Source organism: Prevotella sp. oral taxon 475, assembly GCF_018127805.1.
Lineage (GTDB): Bacteria > Bacteroidota > Bacteroidia > Bacteroidales > Bacteroidaceae > Prevotella.
Genome location: NZ_CP072334.1, coordinates 319033 through 337118, shown reverse-complemented (window position 1 = coordinate 337118; position 18086 = coordinate 319033). Strand labels below are relative to the sequence as shown.

The 18086-nt window shown below is 51.0% G+C and carries 16 protein-coding genes and 1 tRNA gene; 8 read left to right on the top strand and 9 right to left on the bottom strand.

The window, feature by feature from the left end:
• Positions 1-41 precede the first annotated feature (41 nt).
• The 5 genes from J5A66_RS01290 to J5A66_RS01270 form a co-directional block, all read right to left on the bottom strand.
• On the bottom strand, positions 42-1262 hold the full coding sequence (locus J5A66_RS01290; RefSeq protein ID WP_249109994.1) for an A/G-specific adenine glycosylase: 1221 nt from the start codon (positions 1260-1262) through the stop codon (positions 42-44).
• A gap of 11 nt (positions 1263-1273) precedes the next feature.
• On the bottom strand, positions 1274-2473 hold the full coding sequence (locus J5A66_RS01285; RefSeq protein ID WP_211790693.1) for a lipopolysaccharide assembly protein LapB: 1200 nt from the start codon (positions 2471-2473) through the stop codon (positions 1274-1276).
• 13 nt (positions 2474-2486) lie between these two features.
• A complete protein-coding gene (locus J5A66_RS01280; RefSeq protein WP_211790692.1) occupies positions 2487-3653 on the bottom strand; it encodes a mechanosensitive ion channel family protein in 1167 nt (388 codons plus the stop codon).
• Between the two features lie 102 nt (positions 3654-3755).
• A complete protein-coding gene (dacB, locus tag J5A66_RS01275; RefSeq protein WP_211790691.1) occupies positions 3756-5021 on the bottom strand; it encodes a D-alanyl-D-alanine carboxypeptidase/D-alanyl-D-alanine-endopeptidase in 1266 nt (421 codons plus the stop codon).
• A 123-nt stretch (positions 5022-5144) separates the two neighbouring features.
• Entirely contained in the window at positions 5145-5774 is a 630-nt protein-coding gene (locus tag J5A66_RS01270; protein ID WP_211790690.1) for a DUF308 domain-containing protein, read from the bottom strand.
• Between the two features lie 252 nt (positions 5775-6026).
• Between J5A66_RS01270 and J5A66_RS01265 the strand changes: the two genes are divergently transcribed.
• Positions 6027-6542 carry a histidine phosphatase family protein gene (locus J5A66_RS01265; RefSeq protein WP_211790689.1) on the top strand — a complete coding sequence of 172 codons (516 nt, stop codon included), beginning with the start codon at positions 6027-6029 and terminating at the stop codon, positions 6540-6542.
• Positions 6543-6671: 129 nt separating this feature from the next.
• Here J5A66_RS01265 and J5A66_RS01260 read toward each other — a convergent pair whose 3' ends face one another.
• Both J5A66_RS01260 and rsmI read right to left on the bottom strand, forming a co-directional pair.
• A complete protein-coding gene (locus J5A66_RS01260; protein WP_211790688.1) occupies positions 6672-7511 on the bottom strand; it encodes a hypothetical protein in 840 nt (279 codons plus the stop codon).
• Positions 7511-8215, bottom strand: coding sequence for a 16S rRNA (cytidine(1402)-2'-O)-methyltransferase (gene rsmI, locus J5A66_RS01255; protein WP_211790687.1), 705 nt, complete (start codon positions 8213-8215; stop codon positions 7511-7513). The genes J5A66_RS01260 and rsmI overlap by 1 nt, the downstream gene beginning before the upstream one ends.
• Before the next feature lie 96 nt (positions 8216-8311).
• Between rsmI and J5A66_RS01250 the strand changes: the two genes are divergently transcribed.
• From J5A66_RS01250 to J5A66_RS01240, 3 genes are all read left to right on the top strand, one after another.
• Entirely contained in the window at positions 8312-8890 is a 579-nt protein-coding gene (locus J5A66_RS01250; protein WP_211790686.1) for a thymidine kinase, read from the top strand.
• 291 nt (positions 8891-9181) lie between these two features.
• Complete coding sequence (locus J5A66_RS01245) at positions 9182-10342, top strand: AI-2E family transporter (RefSeq protein ID WP_211790685.1); 1161 nt, start codon at positions 9182-9184, stop codon at positions 10340-10342.
• 63 nt (positions 10343-10405) lie between these two features.
• A tRNA-Lys gene (locus J5A66_RS01240) sits at positions 10406-10478 on the top strand.
• 57 nt (positions 10479-10535) lie between these two features.
• Here the strand turns inward: J5A66_RS01240 and J5A66_RS01235 are convergent.
• Positions 10536-10994, bottom strand: a complete 459-nt coding sequence (locus J5A66_RS01235; RefSeq protein ID WP_211791384.1) for a nucleoside deaminase — start codon at positions 10992-10994, stop codon at positions 10536-10538.
• A gap of 145 nt (positions 10995-11139) precedes the next feature.
• Here J5A66_RS01235 and J5A66_RS01230 point away from each other — a divergent pair, with 145 nt between their 5' ends.
• The 3 genes from J5A66_RS01230 to pyrH all read left to right on the top strand — a co-directional run bounded on the left by J5A66_RS01230 (position 11140) and on the right by pyrH (position 13030).
• Positions 11140-11514, top strand: a complete 375-nt coding sequence (locus tag J5A66_RS01230; protein ID WP_211790684.1) for a YraN family protein — start codon at positions 11140-11142, stop codon at positions 11512-11514.
• Between the two features lie 3 nt (positions 11515-11517).
• Positions 11518-12246, top strand: coding sequence for a biotin--[acetyl-CoA-carboxylase] ligase (locus tag J5A66_RS01225; RefSeq protein ID WP_211790683.1), 729 nt, complete (start codon positions 11518-11520; stop codon positions 12244-12246).
• A gap of 79 nt (positions 12247-12325) precedes the next feature.
• On the top strand, positions 12326-13030 hold the full coding sequence (pyrH, locus tag J5A66_RS01220) for a UMP kinase (RefSeq protein ID WP_211790682.1): 705 nt from the start codon (positions 12326-12328) through the stop codon (positions 13028-13030).
• A 337-nt stretch (positions 13031-13367) separates the two neighbouring features.
• Here pyrH and J5A66_RS01215 read toward each other — a convergent pair whose 3' ends face one another.
• On the bottom strand, positions 13368-15035 hold the full coding sequence (locus J5A66_RS01215) for a formate--tetrahydrofolate ligase (protein ID WP_211790681.1): 1668 nt from the start codon (positions 15033-15035) through the stop codon (positions 13368-13370).
• Positions 15036-15372: 337 nt separating this feature from the next.
• On the opposite strand from J5A66_RS01215, the gene J5A66_RS01210 reads away from it, so the two are divergent.
• The gene (locus J5A66_RS01210) at positions 15373-17463 is read left to right on the top strand and encodes a glycoside hydrolase family 97 protein (protein ID WP_211790680.1); all 2091 of its coding nucleotides are present in this window, start codon (positions 15373-15375) and stop codon (positions 17461-17463) included.
• The last annotated feature ends 623 nt before the right edge of the window (positions 17464-18086 follow it).

Genomic DNA, 18086 nt, shown 5'->3' with positions numbered 1-18086 from the left:
AGGATACGGAAGCAAAAAAAGGGAAGAGGAATGGAGAAACGCTATTGAGACACCGCTTCTAAAAATAACTCTACGAGGCGGGGGATGGCATATTGGTCGATGTCTTCTTCCCGAATCCAAATATATTCGGGAGGAAGCGCAGGACGAACGTCGGTGTCCCAAGTATAGAAGTCGGCCAGAAGGATGCGGTGGGTGAGAACATGTCGGAGCGACACGCAACGAGAAGTCGCCTCGATGGTTTGAAAAGGAAGAGCGGCAAGAGAGGGAGCGATGCTCGTTTCCATCTCGAGCGGCGTCTCTTTTCTCTGCGCGGCATGCGCGGGAGTAGATTTGTCCTCCACATCTTTGTAGAGAACAGGTTCCCAAAGGCCTTGCCAAATGTCGCCGGAGCCACGTCGGCGCAGGGCGATATGGCCCTTACATCGGATGTAGAGATAGGTCATGCGGCGCGTCTTCACCTTCGTCTTCTTCAGTTTGACGGGCAACTGCGCCACCCATCCTTCGCGATAGGCCACACACCCCTCGCCAAGCGGACATTGGGCACAGAACGATGGGGCCGCCGACGACAGTAGGCGGGCTGCAGAGACAGAATGGTCGGCTGCTGGAGAGGGAGAAAATAAATCGGGTTGGAGGGTTTCCCCTATGTTAGAGCGTGTTTGGGAGGAAGCCTTAGCAGCTGTAACAGGTTTGCATTGCAGGGCTCCGAAGTCCATCAAAGCCTCGTTGTAGCGGTCCGGAGTTTGAGGAGGGAGCAGCGATTGGGCCAAGGCGGCAAACTCTTTCTTGCCTTCGGTGGAATTGATGGGTGTGAAAATGCCGAAGTAACGGGAAAGAACGCGATAGACATTGCCATCGACTACGGCCACGGGACGATGGAAAGCAATGGAGGCAACGGCAGCGGCGGTGTAGTCGCCCACCCCTTTGAGCTGTCTGATTTCCTGAAAAGTGTCGGGAAAAGAACCTCGATGGGCAATCTGTCGAGCAGCGGCGTGCAGGTTTCGAGCCCTGCTGTAGTAGCCCAATCCTTGCCAAAGGCGCAACACTTCGTCTTCGGTGGCTGCGGCTAAATCGTCGACACGCGGATAGCGTTGCATGAATCGCAACCAGTAATCCATGCCTTGGTTGATGCGAGTCTGTTGTAAGATCACCTCACTGAGCCAAATGGCATACGGGTCTTTGGTGTTCCGCCAAGGCAAATCGCGCCCGTTGAGGTCGAACCAACGAAGAAGGGTTGCAGAAAAAGAGGGATGAGCTGTTTCCAAATCGGCAAGTTCTACTTCTTCACTTTCACCGTTTCGCCGGCTTTGATGCGTTCTGTCATCTCGGTGGTCAGCGTTCCCAGGAAATTTTTCTTCAACAAGTCGTACATCTTCTCCTCATCTTTCTTGTAGAGTTTGACGTATTTCTCGAGGTAAGAAACCTCTCCGGTAAGGTCTTTGTTGTTGAGATAGTGATTTAAAACGGCCACCATGGCATGGATAAACATGTCGAGCGTGAAGTCGGCTTGACCGTTCTCGATGGCATATTGCGAACATCCCGCCCGGAAACTAATGCAATAGGGGAAGGATTTGTCGTCGTTGCATAGCTTGATTTCGTTTTTACTGAAGACAATGTGTACCATATCCGTGACCCGAGACCAAGAGTCGATGTAACGTGCGGCGGCTTCGATGTCTTTGGCCGTGAAGCGATGATTCAGGTAAAACTCACAACATCTGAGGGCATCTTGGGCATGTTGACGGCATTCTTCTACGGTTTTGAACTCCATAGGTTCGGGTAAGTCGCCCACGCCTTCATCCTTTTCCTTTTTCAATTCTTCTATCCGTTCGCCCCATTTGTCGGCCTTCTGTTGCTCGTTGTTGGCCTCGTAGTATTTTTTCAGGTAGGGAGCCTCATCGATATATTCGTCGGAATGCTCGCCATACAGCTCTTTGAAGATGGCGAGTGCTCGCAATTCGTGTTTCACAGCCGCAGCATGGTCGCCCAGAACATGCGAGTTTTCAGCTACATGAAGCAGAATCGTAGCCATGTCTCGGTCGTGAACGTAGAGCGGTTCGTATATTTGCAGAGCCGTTTGGCTGTTTTTCAAAGCCTCTTCGGCCTTTCCTGCGGAGGCTTGATACAAGGCCAGGTTGTCGATATACCAGGCATAGCGCTTGTCTTTGTTGCTCACTTGCTTGCCATAGATGTCTGCAACGCGCTGCGCAGTCTCTATGGCCTTGCTGAATCGCTTGCTTCTGAAATAGCATTTGCCCAACATCACAAGACTGTTGAGGTGGGTCGAGTCGCTCTCTCCTTTCTCTTTCTGAAGTAAGGCTGCATATTTCTGATACGCTTCGGCAGCATCGTCGAACCGATCGGCCACAAACAGGGCTTTGGCTACACTGTCTTGCCGATGCAGTTCGGCGGGTGAAGTCTGCGCTTTGATGGGCAAAAGACCCGCAAAAAGGAGAATAAGGGTGAGGATGGTCTTCATTTCTTGAGTATGTTTATTGTTCGGGATATTGCTGATAGAGGGTCAATCCAAAGGCGGAAGTGTAGGCATAGATGTGCTCGATGATGTCGGCCAGGGTGTGTTCGTAGTGAATGTTCTTGTCGTTACGGACGAAAAACTGCACCTCTAACGGTAATCCGCATTGCGTGGCCTCGACTTGGCGCACCAAAATCGTCATCTTTTCATTCACATCAGGCCGACTGATGAGCCATTTTTCAATGAAAATCCGGAAGAGAGCAGTGTTGATCTGTTCGCCCTTCAGCTCTTCTGGGGTGAAGAAATGCCCGGCGATGAGCGATGCTTTCAAGGCCTCGTCGGCCACTTTAACACTTCTAAAGTCAATGTATATCAATCGTTTCACTCGTCGACCAGCCCCTCGTTGCATGCTTTTCCAGTTCTGAAAAGAACCGTTTACCAGGGTAAGCGGTGGCACAGTAACGGTGGTATTGTCGAAGTTTCGCACCTTTACGGTGGTCAAAGTGATTTCTTCCACAATGCCATCGGCGGTGGTCGAGGGTACGGTAATCCAGTCTCCTTTCTTCACCATGTCGTTGCTGGTGAGCCGAATGCCGGCCACCAATCCTTCGATCGTGTCTTTAAAGACCAACATCAGAATGGCCGACGTAGCCCCAAGTCCGGCAATCAGCGACATGGGATTTTTGCCAAAGAGAATCGAAGTGACAATGATCACAGCCACAAAGATGGCGATAATCTTCACCACTCCGCAGAAAGTCTTGATGTATTGACGAACAGACGCACTGTGGGAAAGCTCTAATTGGGTGAGCGAATTGAGCAATGCGATGAAGAGTCTCACCGACATGATGACGATATAGATGTCTGTCAATCGTTCGAGAACTTTGCGAGCAACGGGGTGCTGATAGAAAACCATCGGCAGCAGTTGGGCAATGACAATGGCAGGAACGATTCTACAGGCTGTCTGCAATACGTTATCGCTGAGCAACGCCTCGTCCCAGGAGTTGCGAGTGGTACTGGTGAGTTTGTGAATCAGCGGCAATAGGATGCGTCTACACAAAACTCCTGCCGCCCAAGCCAGAAAGATGGCAATCAGAACAAGCAGAAGATGCCGAACAACGGGCACCGAATGACCGGTGATTCCACAGAGTTGAATCAACTCTTCAACATAGTTTTTGATTGAATTCATAGACAACTGTTCTCTGAATATTTAGGAATCGGTGATGGATGATGGATGTTTGGTGAGTAGAATGGGACTTGATGCAAGACGTTCAGGTGCAGAATGGATGCTTCAAGGCCCTGTTAACACTCTGCATACCTGATCTTGAAAACGGCGGGCATTCTTCCCATGCATCACGCCTTGATTGAGAATGGCAAAGCAAAGACGATGTCCGTTAGCCGCTTGACAATAACCCGCCAAGCTATAGACACCGGTGAGCGTTCCCGTTTTGGCCCGAACGTTTCCTCGAGTGAAAGCTCCGTGCATACGATTCCTAAGCGTTCCGTCTTCACCCGCGATGGGAAGAGAAGGCTGTAAATGAAGAAACACATTGGCATTACGGAAAGCATAACGCAGCATGAGCACTTCGAGCTCGGCCGAAAGATAATTGTAGAGCGACAAACCGGAGCCGTCTGCGATGCGATAACCCGCAGGATTGAGTCCTATTTTCCCAATCAACTTCTTCACAACGGCGGCTGCATGACCGGCCGTTGCAGGCTGATTGCCCGTTGAAGCGGCAATTTGATAGAACATGGCTTCAGCATAAAGGTTGTCGCTTTCTTTCATCATTCGCATCAGAATCTGGTCCATCGTGTGGAAACGCGTACAGATACACATCGCATCTTGCGGGCGTTGACCCGTAGAAACGGCGGCTTCCACCACGATTCCAGCACCACGCAGCAAAGCGATCAGCCTGTCCATAAAGACATCTTTCCTACCATACACCAAGGCAGAAAGTACCGGATTGTCGTCGTCCCAGCACCAACCGCGACCCAAGAGGTCGGCGTTTTTCATCGATTTGTCTGCATAGAGAGTGCCGCGGAGGGTATCTACCCCCATCTTTTGCAAGCTTTCGACAAACGCATTCATATCATCGGTATTGAATCTCGGGTCGAATCCACCCACACAGTAGACATTTCCGGTGAGCGTATGGTTCTCTATGCTACCCGTATAGCAGAGTTCGGTTTTGAATTGATGAGAGCCGCCGAGCCGATCGATGGCTGTTATAGCGGTGAGAATCTTCATTGTGGAGGCAGGACGCATGAGTTGGCGTTCGTTTAGGCGGAAGATGGCCGAGTCGGCATCAAGATCATACACCATCAAAGCTACCTGTGAGGTTTTGAACATATCGTTCTCGAGCAGCCGTTGCAGCCCCACCGTCACTGATTGAGGCCAAGGCAGCACACTGTTTGTCGTCAAAGTGTCGACCGACAGTGAGTCTGTGTTCTGCGTTTCTTCGTCGTCGTCAGTTTTTTCCTCCTCTATCTGCGCGACCATGGGTGCTATTGCGAACCACACAAACAGCAGACACAGGATGTATTTTATTTCTTTCTTCATTCTATTTCTTCGTTCTTTCCTCCTCGTTGGTCATCCAAACAGTCTTCAAGATACCCGGAACACACCTCCGTTCCAGATTCTTTTCCTGTTTGCACGATCTCTCTTCGCCGTCAGGAAGACCGTTTATTCTCCGTCTGTCTCGCTTTCTTTTGCAGTCTCTTCTGCCTGTTTCTCGGTCGAAAGTTTTTCTATGCGACGACGGAGGTTCATGATTTTAAAGGCATCAATGCACTCGATGATACCGTAAAGTATCATCGTCCACCCGATGAAGAACAGCGGAGACGTAGCCATCCACTCGGGTTTGAAGATCGAGATGAGCCCGATAATAAACACAACCGAGGGCATCAGCCAATAGATAGGATGCAAACGACCCAACTTAACGATAGTGGCCAGCGACACATATTGGCCTACTGCGCCGAGCAGAAGCAAAGCACCGAAGATGTAAACCGTCCATTTCTCAATCATACCGGGGAACAATGCCAATGCCGCACCTAATACCAAGCTACCCATTCCCACAATAGGAAACATGGAAGGAGCGGAAGAAAGCGGGCGACCCTCTTCGTCTATCGCACTCGTCTCGGGGGCTTTTCGACCCACAAAGTAGACGATGCACGAGATGAGCCCCGAGAGAAAGAACAGCACACCGATGCAGACGGTGAGCCAGGTCACCATTTCCTGGCGATATTTAATAAGGAGTGCGCCCACCACCACAGCGATAAGGGCACGCAAGAACGAGGTTTGAATCTGTTTCATATCATTTATTCGGATAAGAGAGACGGCTTTCCCGGCAGACAACGAGCGTATTTCTGCTGACGAACGAGCAGCCTATAGGGGTACAAAAATACAAACTATCTTTTGTTGCTGCAATAAATTTGGCTACTTTTGTCGGACTCAACAAAGCCAATCCGCCAAGACTCAAGCCCCTACGAACTTCCATTTCCGGGTGCGGAGTCTGCATTCTCGGTTGGCGATTTCCACCTGTCGGTTCACCTTATTATATATGATATGACGACATTATACTTAGTTCGCCACGGCGAAACCGTAGCCAATGCCAGCCAGATACTGCAAGGACAGACGCCCGGAGCCTTGAATAAGACGGGCATACAGCAGGCCGAAGCCTTGCACGAGAGGATGAGGAACGAGCCCATCGACGCTTTTGTGGCCAGCGATTTGCGGCGAGCCAGCGACACCTGTCTCATCATTGCCCGCGGGCACGGCCGAGAAGTGCGCACCACCCCCTTACTGCGCGAGCGCGACTGGGGCGACTTTACCGGTGCCTTTATCCCCGACCTGAAAGGCAAACCCTTTCCCGCCAACGTTGAAACGATCGACGAACTCATGGCTCGCGCCCGCCATTTTCTCCATTTTCTCCAAGCGCAATATCCCGAAAAGACCGTACTTGCCGTTGGGCATGGCATCATTAACAAAGCCATTCAGAGTGTGTTCTATGGCATTCCGATGAGCGAAGTGCCGAAGATGGGCAACGCCGAAGTGCGCAAATTAGAGCTCGACGACCATTAGAAAAGCTCCCGAAAGCGCTGAAACACTTTCGGGAGCTTTTCTTTTCTCCAAGATGGCAGTCCGACAAAGAGACTCTTTTTCTACTTCCTCCGCCTCATTCGGCAAGATGAAGAAAAACCACCAGGCAGTTTATTTCACCAAGATAACAAGGTACTTGCTGGTGCTCCAAAAGATCTCCGGGTTGGTAATCTGCAACACATACTGCTTGTTAGCGTCCTGTGTGAGGGTATAACTGCCTGCGGGATGCGTCGTCAGGAGTTTTGCCGACTTAGAGTAGAGCTTAATTTCTTTATCCACACGGATGTCGATTTTGGTGAAATAGCTCTTATTGAAGTTGGATTGCAACACTTTTCCGCTCTCAAGGATATGTTGTTCTTTGAGTTCGCTCTTCGTGCCGAAGACAAACCACGCCGTGTTGAGCTGTTTATCCTGGTTGCTAATAGTTTGTTCCTTCTGCGAGTTGTCCGTCTTCAGGCGGGTAACGCGGGTGTTGAGGTGGTTGATGGTTTCGTCGAGCTCAGAGATATGAATATCTTTGGCATCCAGTTCTTCCCTCAGTTGTTGCAGTTGTTGGTCTTTTTCGTCCAACTGTTTCATCAGTCTATCCACCGTTTTCCTGAGTTGATCGCCCTTGAAGGTACTCTTTTCCAGTTGCACACGCAACTTTCTGAGCAACGCGCGGTTCTCCTCCATGCGTTGCGCAATAAACTTAATGTTCTCTTTTATCTGTTCCGACTTGTTGGCACCCTCGCCCTCTTTGGCGATGTTGACATGGTTTTCGGCCTCGGTGATTTGGCGGAATCCCTCTTGAATTTCGTTCATGGTGGCCATCATGTCGTTGAGTTGGTCGTCTCGCTGTTGGATAATCTGTTGCAGCGAGTCGCTCACGGGCGTCTCGTTCGAGGTTTTTCCCTGTTTACATCCGGCCAAAACCAACGCTGCCAGACAAGCTACAAAAAGTTTTTTCATTATTGTTCTCCTTTCGTTCGTTTTTCTTTTTTATGAGAATGTCCTGCCACAACGATAACGATTTCCCCTCGCGGCTCCGTCTGGGTGAAGTGTTCCGCCACCTCGGCAAGGCTTCCTCGCACGCATTGCTCGTGCATTTTCGAAATCTCCCGGCAGACGCATGCTTGTCGGTCTTCCCCCAACACCTCGGCCAATTGCCGTAGTGTCTTGACCAATCGGTAGGGCGACTCGTAGAAAATCATCGTCCGGCTCTCGTTGCAAAGGGATTCGAGATGTGTCTTTCGCCCTTTTTTCTGTGGCAGAAAGCCTTCGAAACAGAACCTGTCGCAGGGCATTCCCGAGGCCACCACTGCCGGAATGCATGCCGTTGCACCGGGTAGGCATTGCACTTCAATGCCGGCAGCAATGGCTTCGCGAGCCAAATAGAAGCCAGGATCGCTGATTCCGGGCGTGCCGGCATCGCTTATCAGGGCCAAAGTCTGTCCTGCCTTCAGCCGTTCCACAAGATGGGCGGTTGTTCCGTGCTCGTTGAACTTGTGATGGGAGAGCAGTCGATTCTCGATATCGAAGTGTTTGAGGAGCATTCCCGAGGTTCGGGTATCTTCTGCCAAGACCACGTCGGCCTCTTTCAATATTCTGATGGCGCGAAAGGTCATGTCCTCCATGTTTCCCACCGGTGTGGGGACGATATACAAGATGCCCATAGTGTTCGCAAATATAGCCAATAAAGCCACTTCCCGCAAAAAAAGCGCGCGTTTCTTTGCAATTTTTAAAACGTCTTTTTGTACTTTTGCATCAATATGACAGACAATTTTACAGAAGAAACCGGCCGTCAGGGCAGGATAGAGGTGGTTTGCGGCTCGATGTTTTCGGGCAAGACCGAAGAGCTGATTCGGCGAATGAAACGCGCCGTTTTTGCCAAACAAAAGGTAGAAATCTTCAAACCCGCCATCGATACGCGCTTTTCCGAGGAGGATGTGGTGAGCCATGACCGCAATGCCATCCCTTGTACGCCGGTAGATTCGTCGTCGTCCATCCTCCTACTCTCGTCGAACATCGACGTAGTGGGCATCGACGAGGCGCAATTTATGGACGACCGACTGCCGGAAGTGTGCAACACGCTGGCCGAAAGGGGCACTCGCGTGATCGTTGCAGGGCTTGATATGGATTTTCGAGGCGTTCCTTTCGGTCCGATGCCGGCCCTTTGCGCCATCGCAGACGATGTAACCAAGGTGCATGCCATCTGTGTTCGCTGCGGCGCATTGGCCTATGTGAGCCACCGAACGGTGGAAGAGGAACGGCGGGTGCTGCTCGGCGAGATGCAGGAATACGAGCCGCTGTGCCGCCGATGCTACCAAAAGGCACTCAAGGGGCTGTGAGATGTCGCCTTATTGTAGGAGCGGTCGACGGGTGGCAAGCATCTCTTCAGAAATGGCTCGCAGAGCACATCGTTTCCCATCTCTTAGCTTTTGCGATGCGAAAGCTTAGCTTTCGAGGTTCAAAAGCTAAGAAAATGGAAGCCAAAAGCTAAGCTTTTGCAAAGAGTTTTGTAAGCCGCTGACTATCAACAGATAAGAAAGACGAAAGAAAAGAGCCGCGTGGCGCACGCAAAAGCCTTGCCACCTACCCTTCAGAAAGAGATTGAACAACGAAGAAAAAAGGAAGAACCTATGACAGAACCCAAAATAACATTCGACAAAGTGGCGAGATGGACTTTCTGCGCATTGCTCGTCTTGGCCGTGTTCTACATCACCAACAGTATGAGCGAGGTGCTTTTGCCCTTCTTCATCGCCTGTCTGCTGGCTTATTTGCTCTATCCGCTCGTTCGAATGGTCGAGAAATACCTCCACATTCGCATCCGGGCCCTCTCCATCCTCTTCGTTCTCATCCTCCTGGCAGGCCTCTTTACGGGCGTGGCATGGCTCATTATCCCACAAATGGCAGAGCAGTTCGATAAGTTTTCGGACGTGGCCGGGAAGTATATCGGCCAGACGACGCATGCCAATAGCATCACCTCGTATGTTCAACAGTGGTTGCAACAGAACCAGAGAAATATCGAACATTTTCTGAGAAGCAAGGATTTCAGCGACACCGTGAGAACGGTTATGCCCAAGCTGTTCAGCTTTGTAGGGCAGACGGCCAGCGTTGTCATCAGCATCATCGCCTCGTGCATCACCTTACTATATATGTTCTTCATCCTGCTGGACTACGAATATCTCACCGAAAACTGGGTGCGCATCTTTCCACGCAAGTATCGCCCCTTCTGGATGGAGCTCTCTCAAGACGCCTCGCGCGAGCTGAACAACTATATTCGCGGACAAAGCATGGTGTCGCTCATCATGGGCGTGATGTTCTGCGTGGGCTTTACCATCATCGATTTCCCTATGGCCATCGGCTTAGGCATCCTCATCGGCGTGATGAATCTGGTGCCTTATCTTCATACATTTGCGTTGATTCCGACCGCTTTCCTGGCCTTACTCAAAGCCGCCGACACGGGACAAAACTTCTGGATCATCTTCGGCACAGCTGTTCTCGTCTTTATCGTCGTGCAGGTGATATGCGACATGGTGGTGACGCCTCGCATCATGGGGAAAGCAATGGGGCTGAATCCCGCCATTATTCTGCTTTCTCTCTCGGTGTGGGGTTCTCTTCTCGGATTTATCGGCGTCATTATCGCCCTCCCGCTCACCACCCTTATCATGGCTTATTGGCAGCGATATGTCACCAAAGAGAAGGTCGTCTCCACTCCATCCACCACTAAGGAAATGACGAACGACGAAGCTACGCAACAACAGAAAAAAGCTTTTGAGAAACAAAAAAGAGACGAATAATTTGCACGTCTCGCAAAAATGCGCTACCTTTGCACACGCAAAATCGAAAGGTTTTGTTGGAGAGATCCGTTAGCTCAGCTGGTAGAGCACAACACTTTTAATGTTGGGGTCTTGGGTTCGAGCCCCAAACGGATCACTATCACAAATTTGATCATTTGGTAAGTCCCTGGTAGTCATGTGCTATCAGGGACTTTTATTTTCTCTTTTCCTTGAAAAATGTTTGCATCAAGGCCTTGCATTCGTCTTCCAAAACACCGGCGGTGACGGTTGCTTTCGGGTGTAATGCATGCGGTGCATAGCGGTTATAGCCGCGTTTCTCATCGGGTGCGCCATAGACAATACGCTTAATCTGAGCCCAACCGCAGGCTCCGGCACACATCGAACAGGGTTCTACGGTGACGTAAAGCGTACAATGGGTGAGATATTTCCCGCCAAGCTGATTCGCCGCAGCTGTGATAGCCTGCATCTCTGCATGAGCGGTGACGTCGCAAAGCTGCTCGGTGAGATTGTGTGCACGAGCTATCACCCGCCCGTTGCAGGCAATCACGGCTCCGATAGGCACCTCGCCGGCGGCCAAAGCTAAACGAGCCTCGGCCAAAGCCTTGTGCATCAGTTGCTCGTCTTGTGTTTTAGAGTCTTCGTTGATGGACATATTCGATGAAAATAACAGGACAGACGGCATACCGAAGAGCCGTTCCCGGCAAGGCTCCAGAGGCCTGTCGACGGCAAATTTACGCATTTCTTTTTGATGTGTGGGATAAAAAGGGTATTTTTGTGGCTGTGAAACAGCAAGCAACATGGCAAGACACAACGACTTAGGACGGTGGGGCGAAGACTTCGCCGCCGACTATTTGCAGGACAAAGGCTACATCATACGCGACCGAGACTGGCATTTCGGCAAGCGAGACATCGATATCGTGGCTCTAACGGACGACGCTGCAACGGTGGTTTTTGTCGAAGTGAAAACCCGAACAGGCGATGAGCTCTCCGATCCCATAGATGCTGTAAACCGACAAAAGGTGCGACACCTGGGGATTGCTGCCAATAACTACATCAAACAATTCGAGGTGGTGGAGCAAGTGCGGTTCGATGTGATTACGATTGTGGGCACAAACAAGCAGAATGCCAGGCTGGAACACATCGAAGATGCCTTTAACCCGTTGCTCGCATAAGGCATGAAGACAAGACTCATCAGGCTGAATGCCACCGATTCTACCAACTCTTATATCAAAACTGTGGCCCAACCGGACGACGAACTGTTGGTTGTCTCCACCCGTTGGCAGACTGCCGGGCGCGGACAGGGTAGCAATCGTTGGGAGAGCGAGGAGGGAAAGAATTTGCTTTTCAGCCTATTGGTGCGCCCAACGTTTATCACGGTGCAGCAGAGGTTTCTGCTTTCGATGATGGGTGCGTTGTCTTTAAAAGAGGTGTTGGATAGCTATACGGACGGCATTCGCATCAAATGGCCGAACGACCTCTATTGGTTCGACCGGAAAATCAGCGGTACGCTCATCGAAACCAGCCTGTCTGGAGGACGAATCAAAGAGCTGATCTTCGGCACAGGGCTCAATCTCAACCAGCGTTTGTTTTGTAGCGATGCCCCCAATCCCGTGTCTTTGTGTCAGATTCTCGGGCACGACGTCTCCCCAGAAGAGGTCCTCGACCAAATCATCGCCGCCTTTCAGCATCATTATTCGGTGCTGAAAGGCGGCGATTTTCATGCCATCTCGGAGCGTTATCATGCTTCTCTCTACCGCCATCCCGGTTTTTTTCCTTACGAAGACGCAGCCGGGAGGTTTGAAGCAGAGATCGTTCGGGTGCGGGAAGACGGTCGACTGGTGTTGAAAGACCGACAACAGCGAGAACGAATTTACGACATCAAGGAGGTGAGAATGCTCCTCTAAGCCGTGTTGGCCTTTGTCAACCTCTACGCCCCACTCCCTGATTTCACTCCATTAAATCCATTTTATAAACTCAAATGATATGTATAAAAGAATTCTTCTCAAACTAAGCGGCGAGAGCTTGATGGGAGAACAGAACTTCGGAATCGACCCACAGCGGCTGCAAGACTATGCCGAGCAAATCAAAACCGTTCATCGCATGGGCGTACAGATCGGCATTGTGATTGGCGGAGGCAACATTTTTCGCGGTCTGAGTGGGTCGCAGAAAGGATTCGACCGCGTGAAAGGCGATCAGATGGGCATGTGTGCCACCGTGATCAACTCGTTGGCCCTGAGTTCGGCACTGGGCGCATTGGGCGTGAGAACAAAGGTACTCACCGCCATTCGCATGGAGCCCATCGGCGAATTTTACAGCAAATGGAAAGCCATCGAAAGTCTTGAGGCCGGTTATGTCTGCATTTTCTCTGCCGGAACAGGTTCGCCCTACTTCACAACCGACACGGGAAGCTCTCTGCGCGGCATCGAAATAGAGGCCGACGTGATGCTCAAAGGCACACGGGTGGACGGAATCTACACTGCCGACCCTGAGAAAGACCCCACTGCTACAAAGTTTTCCGAAATCACTTACGACGAAATCTACACGCGAGGACTCAAAGTGATGGACCTCACCGCTACCACTATGTGCAAAGAAAACCATCTTCCCATCTATGTTTTCAATATGGACATCGTGGGAAACCTGAAGCGCGTGATCGACGGAGAAGACATCGGAACATTGGTGCACAACTGATTCGAAAACGATTCTCACACTCAACACGAACAGCCAAAACGTTTCGGACGTTTTGGCTGTTCGTGTTTTCTGCCTTCTCTTTTCCTCTTTACTCCTTCCTACTGTCCTCTTGACAACTCCATCTCTTAGCTTTTGCACTCCATTTTCTTAGCTTTCGCATGCCAAAAGCTAAGAAAATGGAGTGCAAAAGCTAAGAGATGGGAAACGATTTTCTATATCTCTGATTATCAAAGAGATAAAAAGGGGCAGACAACCGCTGGTACGGCTTCTGCCCTTTTGGCGGAAAAAGACGCTTGCAAGCCACCTTTTCGAGTAGCAGCAAAAGCCCGTCGACAACTTACGAAAGGCCTTCGATGACGCCGTTCACCACGTCGATGCGTTCGGCCTGCGGACTTTTTGGCAGTCCGGGCATACGCATCATATCGCCGGCAACAGCCACAATCATTTCCGAACCGGTGTTGATGACAAAGTCGCGAATGGTGATATCAAAGTTTGTAGGCAACCCATAAGCTTTGGCATCCTCTGAAAACGAATATTGCGTTTTGGCTATGCAGACGGGGAAATGCTCTAAGCCCAGCTCTTTGATACGAGTCAGTTTTTTTCGTGCCGCAGGTTTCAGCACCACATCGTTGGCCCCATAGATCTTTTGCGCAATCTTTCGCACCTTTGTTTCGATGTCGTCGGCATCGTCGTACATCAGTTTGAGCGGAGCCGACGGTTGATTTTCAATGGTCTCTACCACAAGTTGAGCAAAGGCTTCGGCCCCTTTTCCACCCTCGCCAAAGGCTGTGTTGATGGCGAAACCGATGCCTTGCTGTTGGCAATGATGGCGAACGATGGCGAGTTCCTCGTCTGTATCGGTGGCAAAACGGTTGAGGCACACCACCACTGTCTGCCCAAAAGCCTGCAAGTTGGCAATGTGCTTGTCCATGTTGGCCAGTCCGCGACGCACGCCTTCAGGGTTCGGCATTTTGATTTCCTTCTCGTTCACGCCGCCATGCATCTTCAACGCCTGCGCCGTAGCCACCAAGACGGTGAGCTTAGGAGCAATGCCCGCCTTGCGACACTTGATGTCGAAGAACTTCTCGGCTCCCAAATCGGCTCCGAAACCGGCCTCCGTGATGACGTAATCGCTGAAAGTCATCGCCATTTTGGTGGCCATCACGCTGTTGCAGCCATGCGCAATGTTGGCAAAAGGCCCGCCGTGAATCAGTGCCGGCGTGTTTTCGGTGGTCTGAACCAGATTGGGATGAATGGCATCGTGCAAGATGGCGACAATCGAACCGGCCACTCCGAGGTCTTTCACGGTGAAAGGTCGGCCCTCGAGCGTGATGCCCAGCAAGACGTTTTCAATGCGTCGGCGCAGGTCGTCCTCATCTTTGGCCAGGCAGAAGATGGCCATAATCTCAGATGCCGGCGTGATATCGAAGCCCCCTTCGGCAACGATGCCATCGGTTTTCCCGCCCAGTCCGGTGACGATGTTTCGCAGGTTGCGGTCGTTCACGTCGAGAACGCGCCGCCACAACACCTCTTTCATGCCGAAACCGTCGTCCTGATGCTGGTAGATATAATTGTCTAAAAGAGCCGAAATCATGTTATTGGCAGAGGTGATGGCATGAAAATCGCCCGTAAAATGCAGGTTAATTTTCTCCATCGGCAGCACTTGTGCATAGCCACCGCCGGCCGCTCCGCCCTTCATTCCGAAGCAAGGGCCGAGCGAAGGTTCGCGTAGGGCCACCATCGTCTTCTTTCCGATGCGGTTCATTCCTAAAGCCAGGCCCACGCTGACGGTGGTTTTACCGTTTCCACTCTTGGTGGGCGTGATGGAAGTCACTAAAATCAGGTTGGATTTCTTCACCCGTTCATCGTCGATCAGGCGGTAAGGCACTTTCGCAATGTACTTCCCATAAGGTTCGAGAGCCTCTGTCGGGATACCCGTTTGTCGGGCAATCTCGTTGATCGGCAGCAAGGAGGCCTCGCGTGCAATCTCAAAATCAGTCTTCATGTTGTTGTCAACTAAGTTTCGTATCAGTTAAAATAAGACACCAAATATAGTGCATTTATCAAAACAGAACAAGCTTTTGTATGGGAAATCTATCTTGTAAGCCCGAAAAGAAGAGGCAAACGAGGGTAAAAAGTGCCCGTTCGGCAGTCTTTTTTGCAGCTTTTCTCCATATTTATTCTATCTTTGCAGCAACGGGATGACAAGGTTTCGATTCGCAAACAGGCACTTGTTGCACCGGTCGGGCTCAGTTTGTCCAGGCCATGTCTTTGAGAACGCTCATCGCATAGGGAATGAGAAGGAACGATAAGATCAAGAAACAATCCTAAAATATGATTCAATGAAGAGATTATTTTCAGCAGCAGCCCTTCTGTTTGGTTTGGTTTTGGGTGCCAGGGCCATGGAAGTGGCATCGCCCAACGGAGAAATCAAGGTGGATTTTCGGTTAGACAAGTCGGCACCAGCTTACAGTGTGACGTTCAAAGGCAAGACCGTGATCGGTCTTAGCCACCTGGGCTATGAACTCATCAAGGGAGAACCCCTGCTCGAAGGTTTCTCTTTGGTGGGCGAAGAGACCGCAACGTTCGACGAAACCTGGACACCCGTATGGGGAGAGACCAGCAAAATACGCAACAACTATAACGAATTGCTGGTGAAACTGGTGCAAAAGGCCACCGATCGCTATCTGAACATCCGCTTTCGGGTGTACAACGAGGGCGTGGGTCTGCGTTATGAGTTTCCGCAAAAGGGCCAACTGAACTACTTTACGGTCAAAGAGGAATGCACGGAGATGGCTATGACGGGCGACCACACAGCTTGGTGGATTCCCGGAGACTATGATACGCAGGAGTATGAATACACAAAATCGCGCCTGAGCGAGATCAGAACGCTACACGAAAAGGCCGTTTCCGAGAATCTGGCGCAAACCGTTTTCTCGCCCACCGGCGTGCAAACATCGCTCATGTTGAAGACAGACGATGGCATTTACCTCAATCTGCATGAAGCAGCTTTGGTGGATTATCCGGCCATGCACCTCAATCTGGACGACAAAAGACTGGTGTTCCGCTCGTGGCTCACGCCCGATGCAACGGGAGCAAAGGGCTATTTGCAGACACCTTTTAAGAGTCCGTGGCGCACCATCCTCATTACCGACGACGCCCGCAAAGTGTTGGCCTCGCACCTTATCCTCAATCTCAATGAGCCTTGTGCCTACAAGGACGTTTCTTGGATACATCCGGTGAAATATATCGGCGTTTGGTGGGAGATGATTTCGGGCAAAGGAGAGTGGGCTTACACGCATGAATTCCCCTCGGTGAGGCTTGGTGAAACCGATTATACCAAGGCTCTGCCCTCCGGAAAGCACTCGGCCAACAATGCCAATGTGCGCCGTTACATCGACTTTGCGGCCGAACACGGGTTCGACCAGGTGCTCGTCGAGGGTTGGAACATCGGCTGGGAAGACTGGGCCGGCAACCTGAAAGAAAACGTTTTCGACTTTCTGACGCCTTATCCCGACTTCGATCTCAAGGCTCTCAACGACTATGCACATGCCAAAGGCGTGCGACTCATGATGCACCACGAGACGTCTTCCTCCGTGATGAACTACGAAAAGTATATGGATCGGGCCTATCGGCTGATGAATGATTATGGCTATAACGCTGTGAAAAGCGGCTATGTGGGATTCATCATCCCACGGGGCGAACATCATTACAGTCAATTGGAGGTGAACCATTACCTGCATGCAGTGAAGCGGGCAGCAGATTTCCACATCATGGTCAACGCTCATGAGGCGGTGAGACCCACAGGATTGTGTCGCACTTACCCCAATCTCATCGGCAACGAGAGTGCCCGCGGCACCGAATATCAGGCCTTTGGCGGCAGCCAACCGGGGCATACGGCCATCCTTCCCTTCACTCGTTTGCAGGGCGGACCGATGGATTACACGCCCGGTATCTTCGAGATGGACTGCGCCAATGGGTCGCACGTCAACTCAACCCTTTGCGGACAGTTGGCCCTTTACGTCACGATGTACAGTCCGTTGCAAATGGCGGCCGACTTTCCCGAGAACTATCTCAAGCACAAAGATGCTTTCCAGTTTATCAAAGACGTAGCCCTGGACTGGGACCAATCCGTTTATCTCGAGGCCGAACCTATGGAATTCATCACCGTGGCCCGCAAAGCGAAAGGCACAGACAAGTGGTTTGTGGGCAGTGTAGCCGGAAAACGCGCGCGAAAGTCTACCCTCTCGTTATCCTTTCTTGATCAAAGGCGCAAGTATGAGGCCACGATCTATCGCGATGGAGCCGATGCCGACTATCGAACCAACCCAAAATCTTATCGGATCGAGCGGCGAACGGTGACCTCTAAAACTCGTCTCACCCTCGATGTAGCCGCTGGTGGAGGCTATGCCATTTCGATTCTGCCCAAGTAAGCGGTCGGAAATGCGGGGTTGTTGGTAAGGGCAGGAGTGGCAAACAAAGCGCGCCTACCCCGTCTACAATAGGCTCTGAGAGACCAAGGCCGTAGGTTTGGGTCTCTCCAAGCTCCCCAAGTTAGGAAGTGGGGAGCTATTGATGAAACCTCAAGCAAATAGAAAGATCAGCAAAAGAGAACCGATACACTTTGTATCGGTTCTCTTTTTCATATTGTTGTTCTTTGCAACGAATGATTCATGGACGACGAACAGCCCGCAATTCCCTCATTTAGAGTGCTTAGACAGACCAACCCCTGTGAGGTTGTTTACGACCATCTCCATGGCAGTATAGGTGGATGGACGAGCCGACGGACCAACTCCTATGAGATGGTTGATGCGTGCGAACCAACGAGTTGTTTCCTTTTTACTCCTCATCATCCCTCCCTTTCCTCCTTCCTATTTCTCTCCTTTCTACCTACTCCTTTCCCCTTTATTCCTTATTACTCTCCTCCTTACTACTTACTTCTTCCCTCCTTACTACTTACTACTTCTCTCCTTACTACTTACTACTTCTCTCCTTACTACTCCTTCTCTTAGCTTTTGACGTGCATTTTCTTAGCTTTTGCATTCCCATCTCTTAG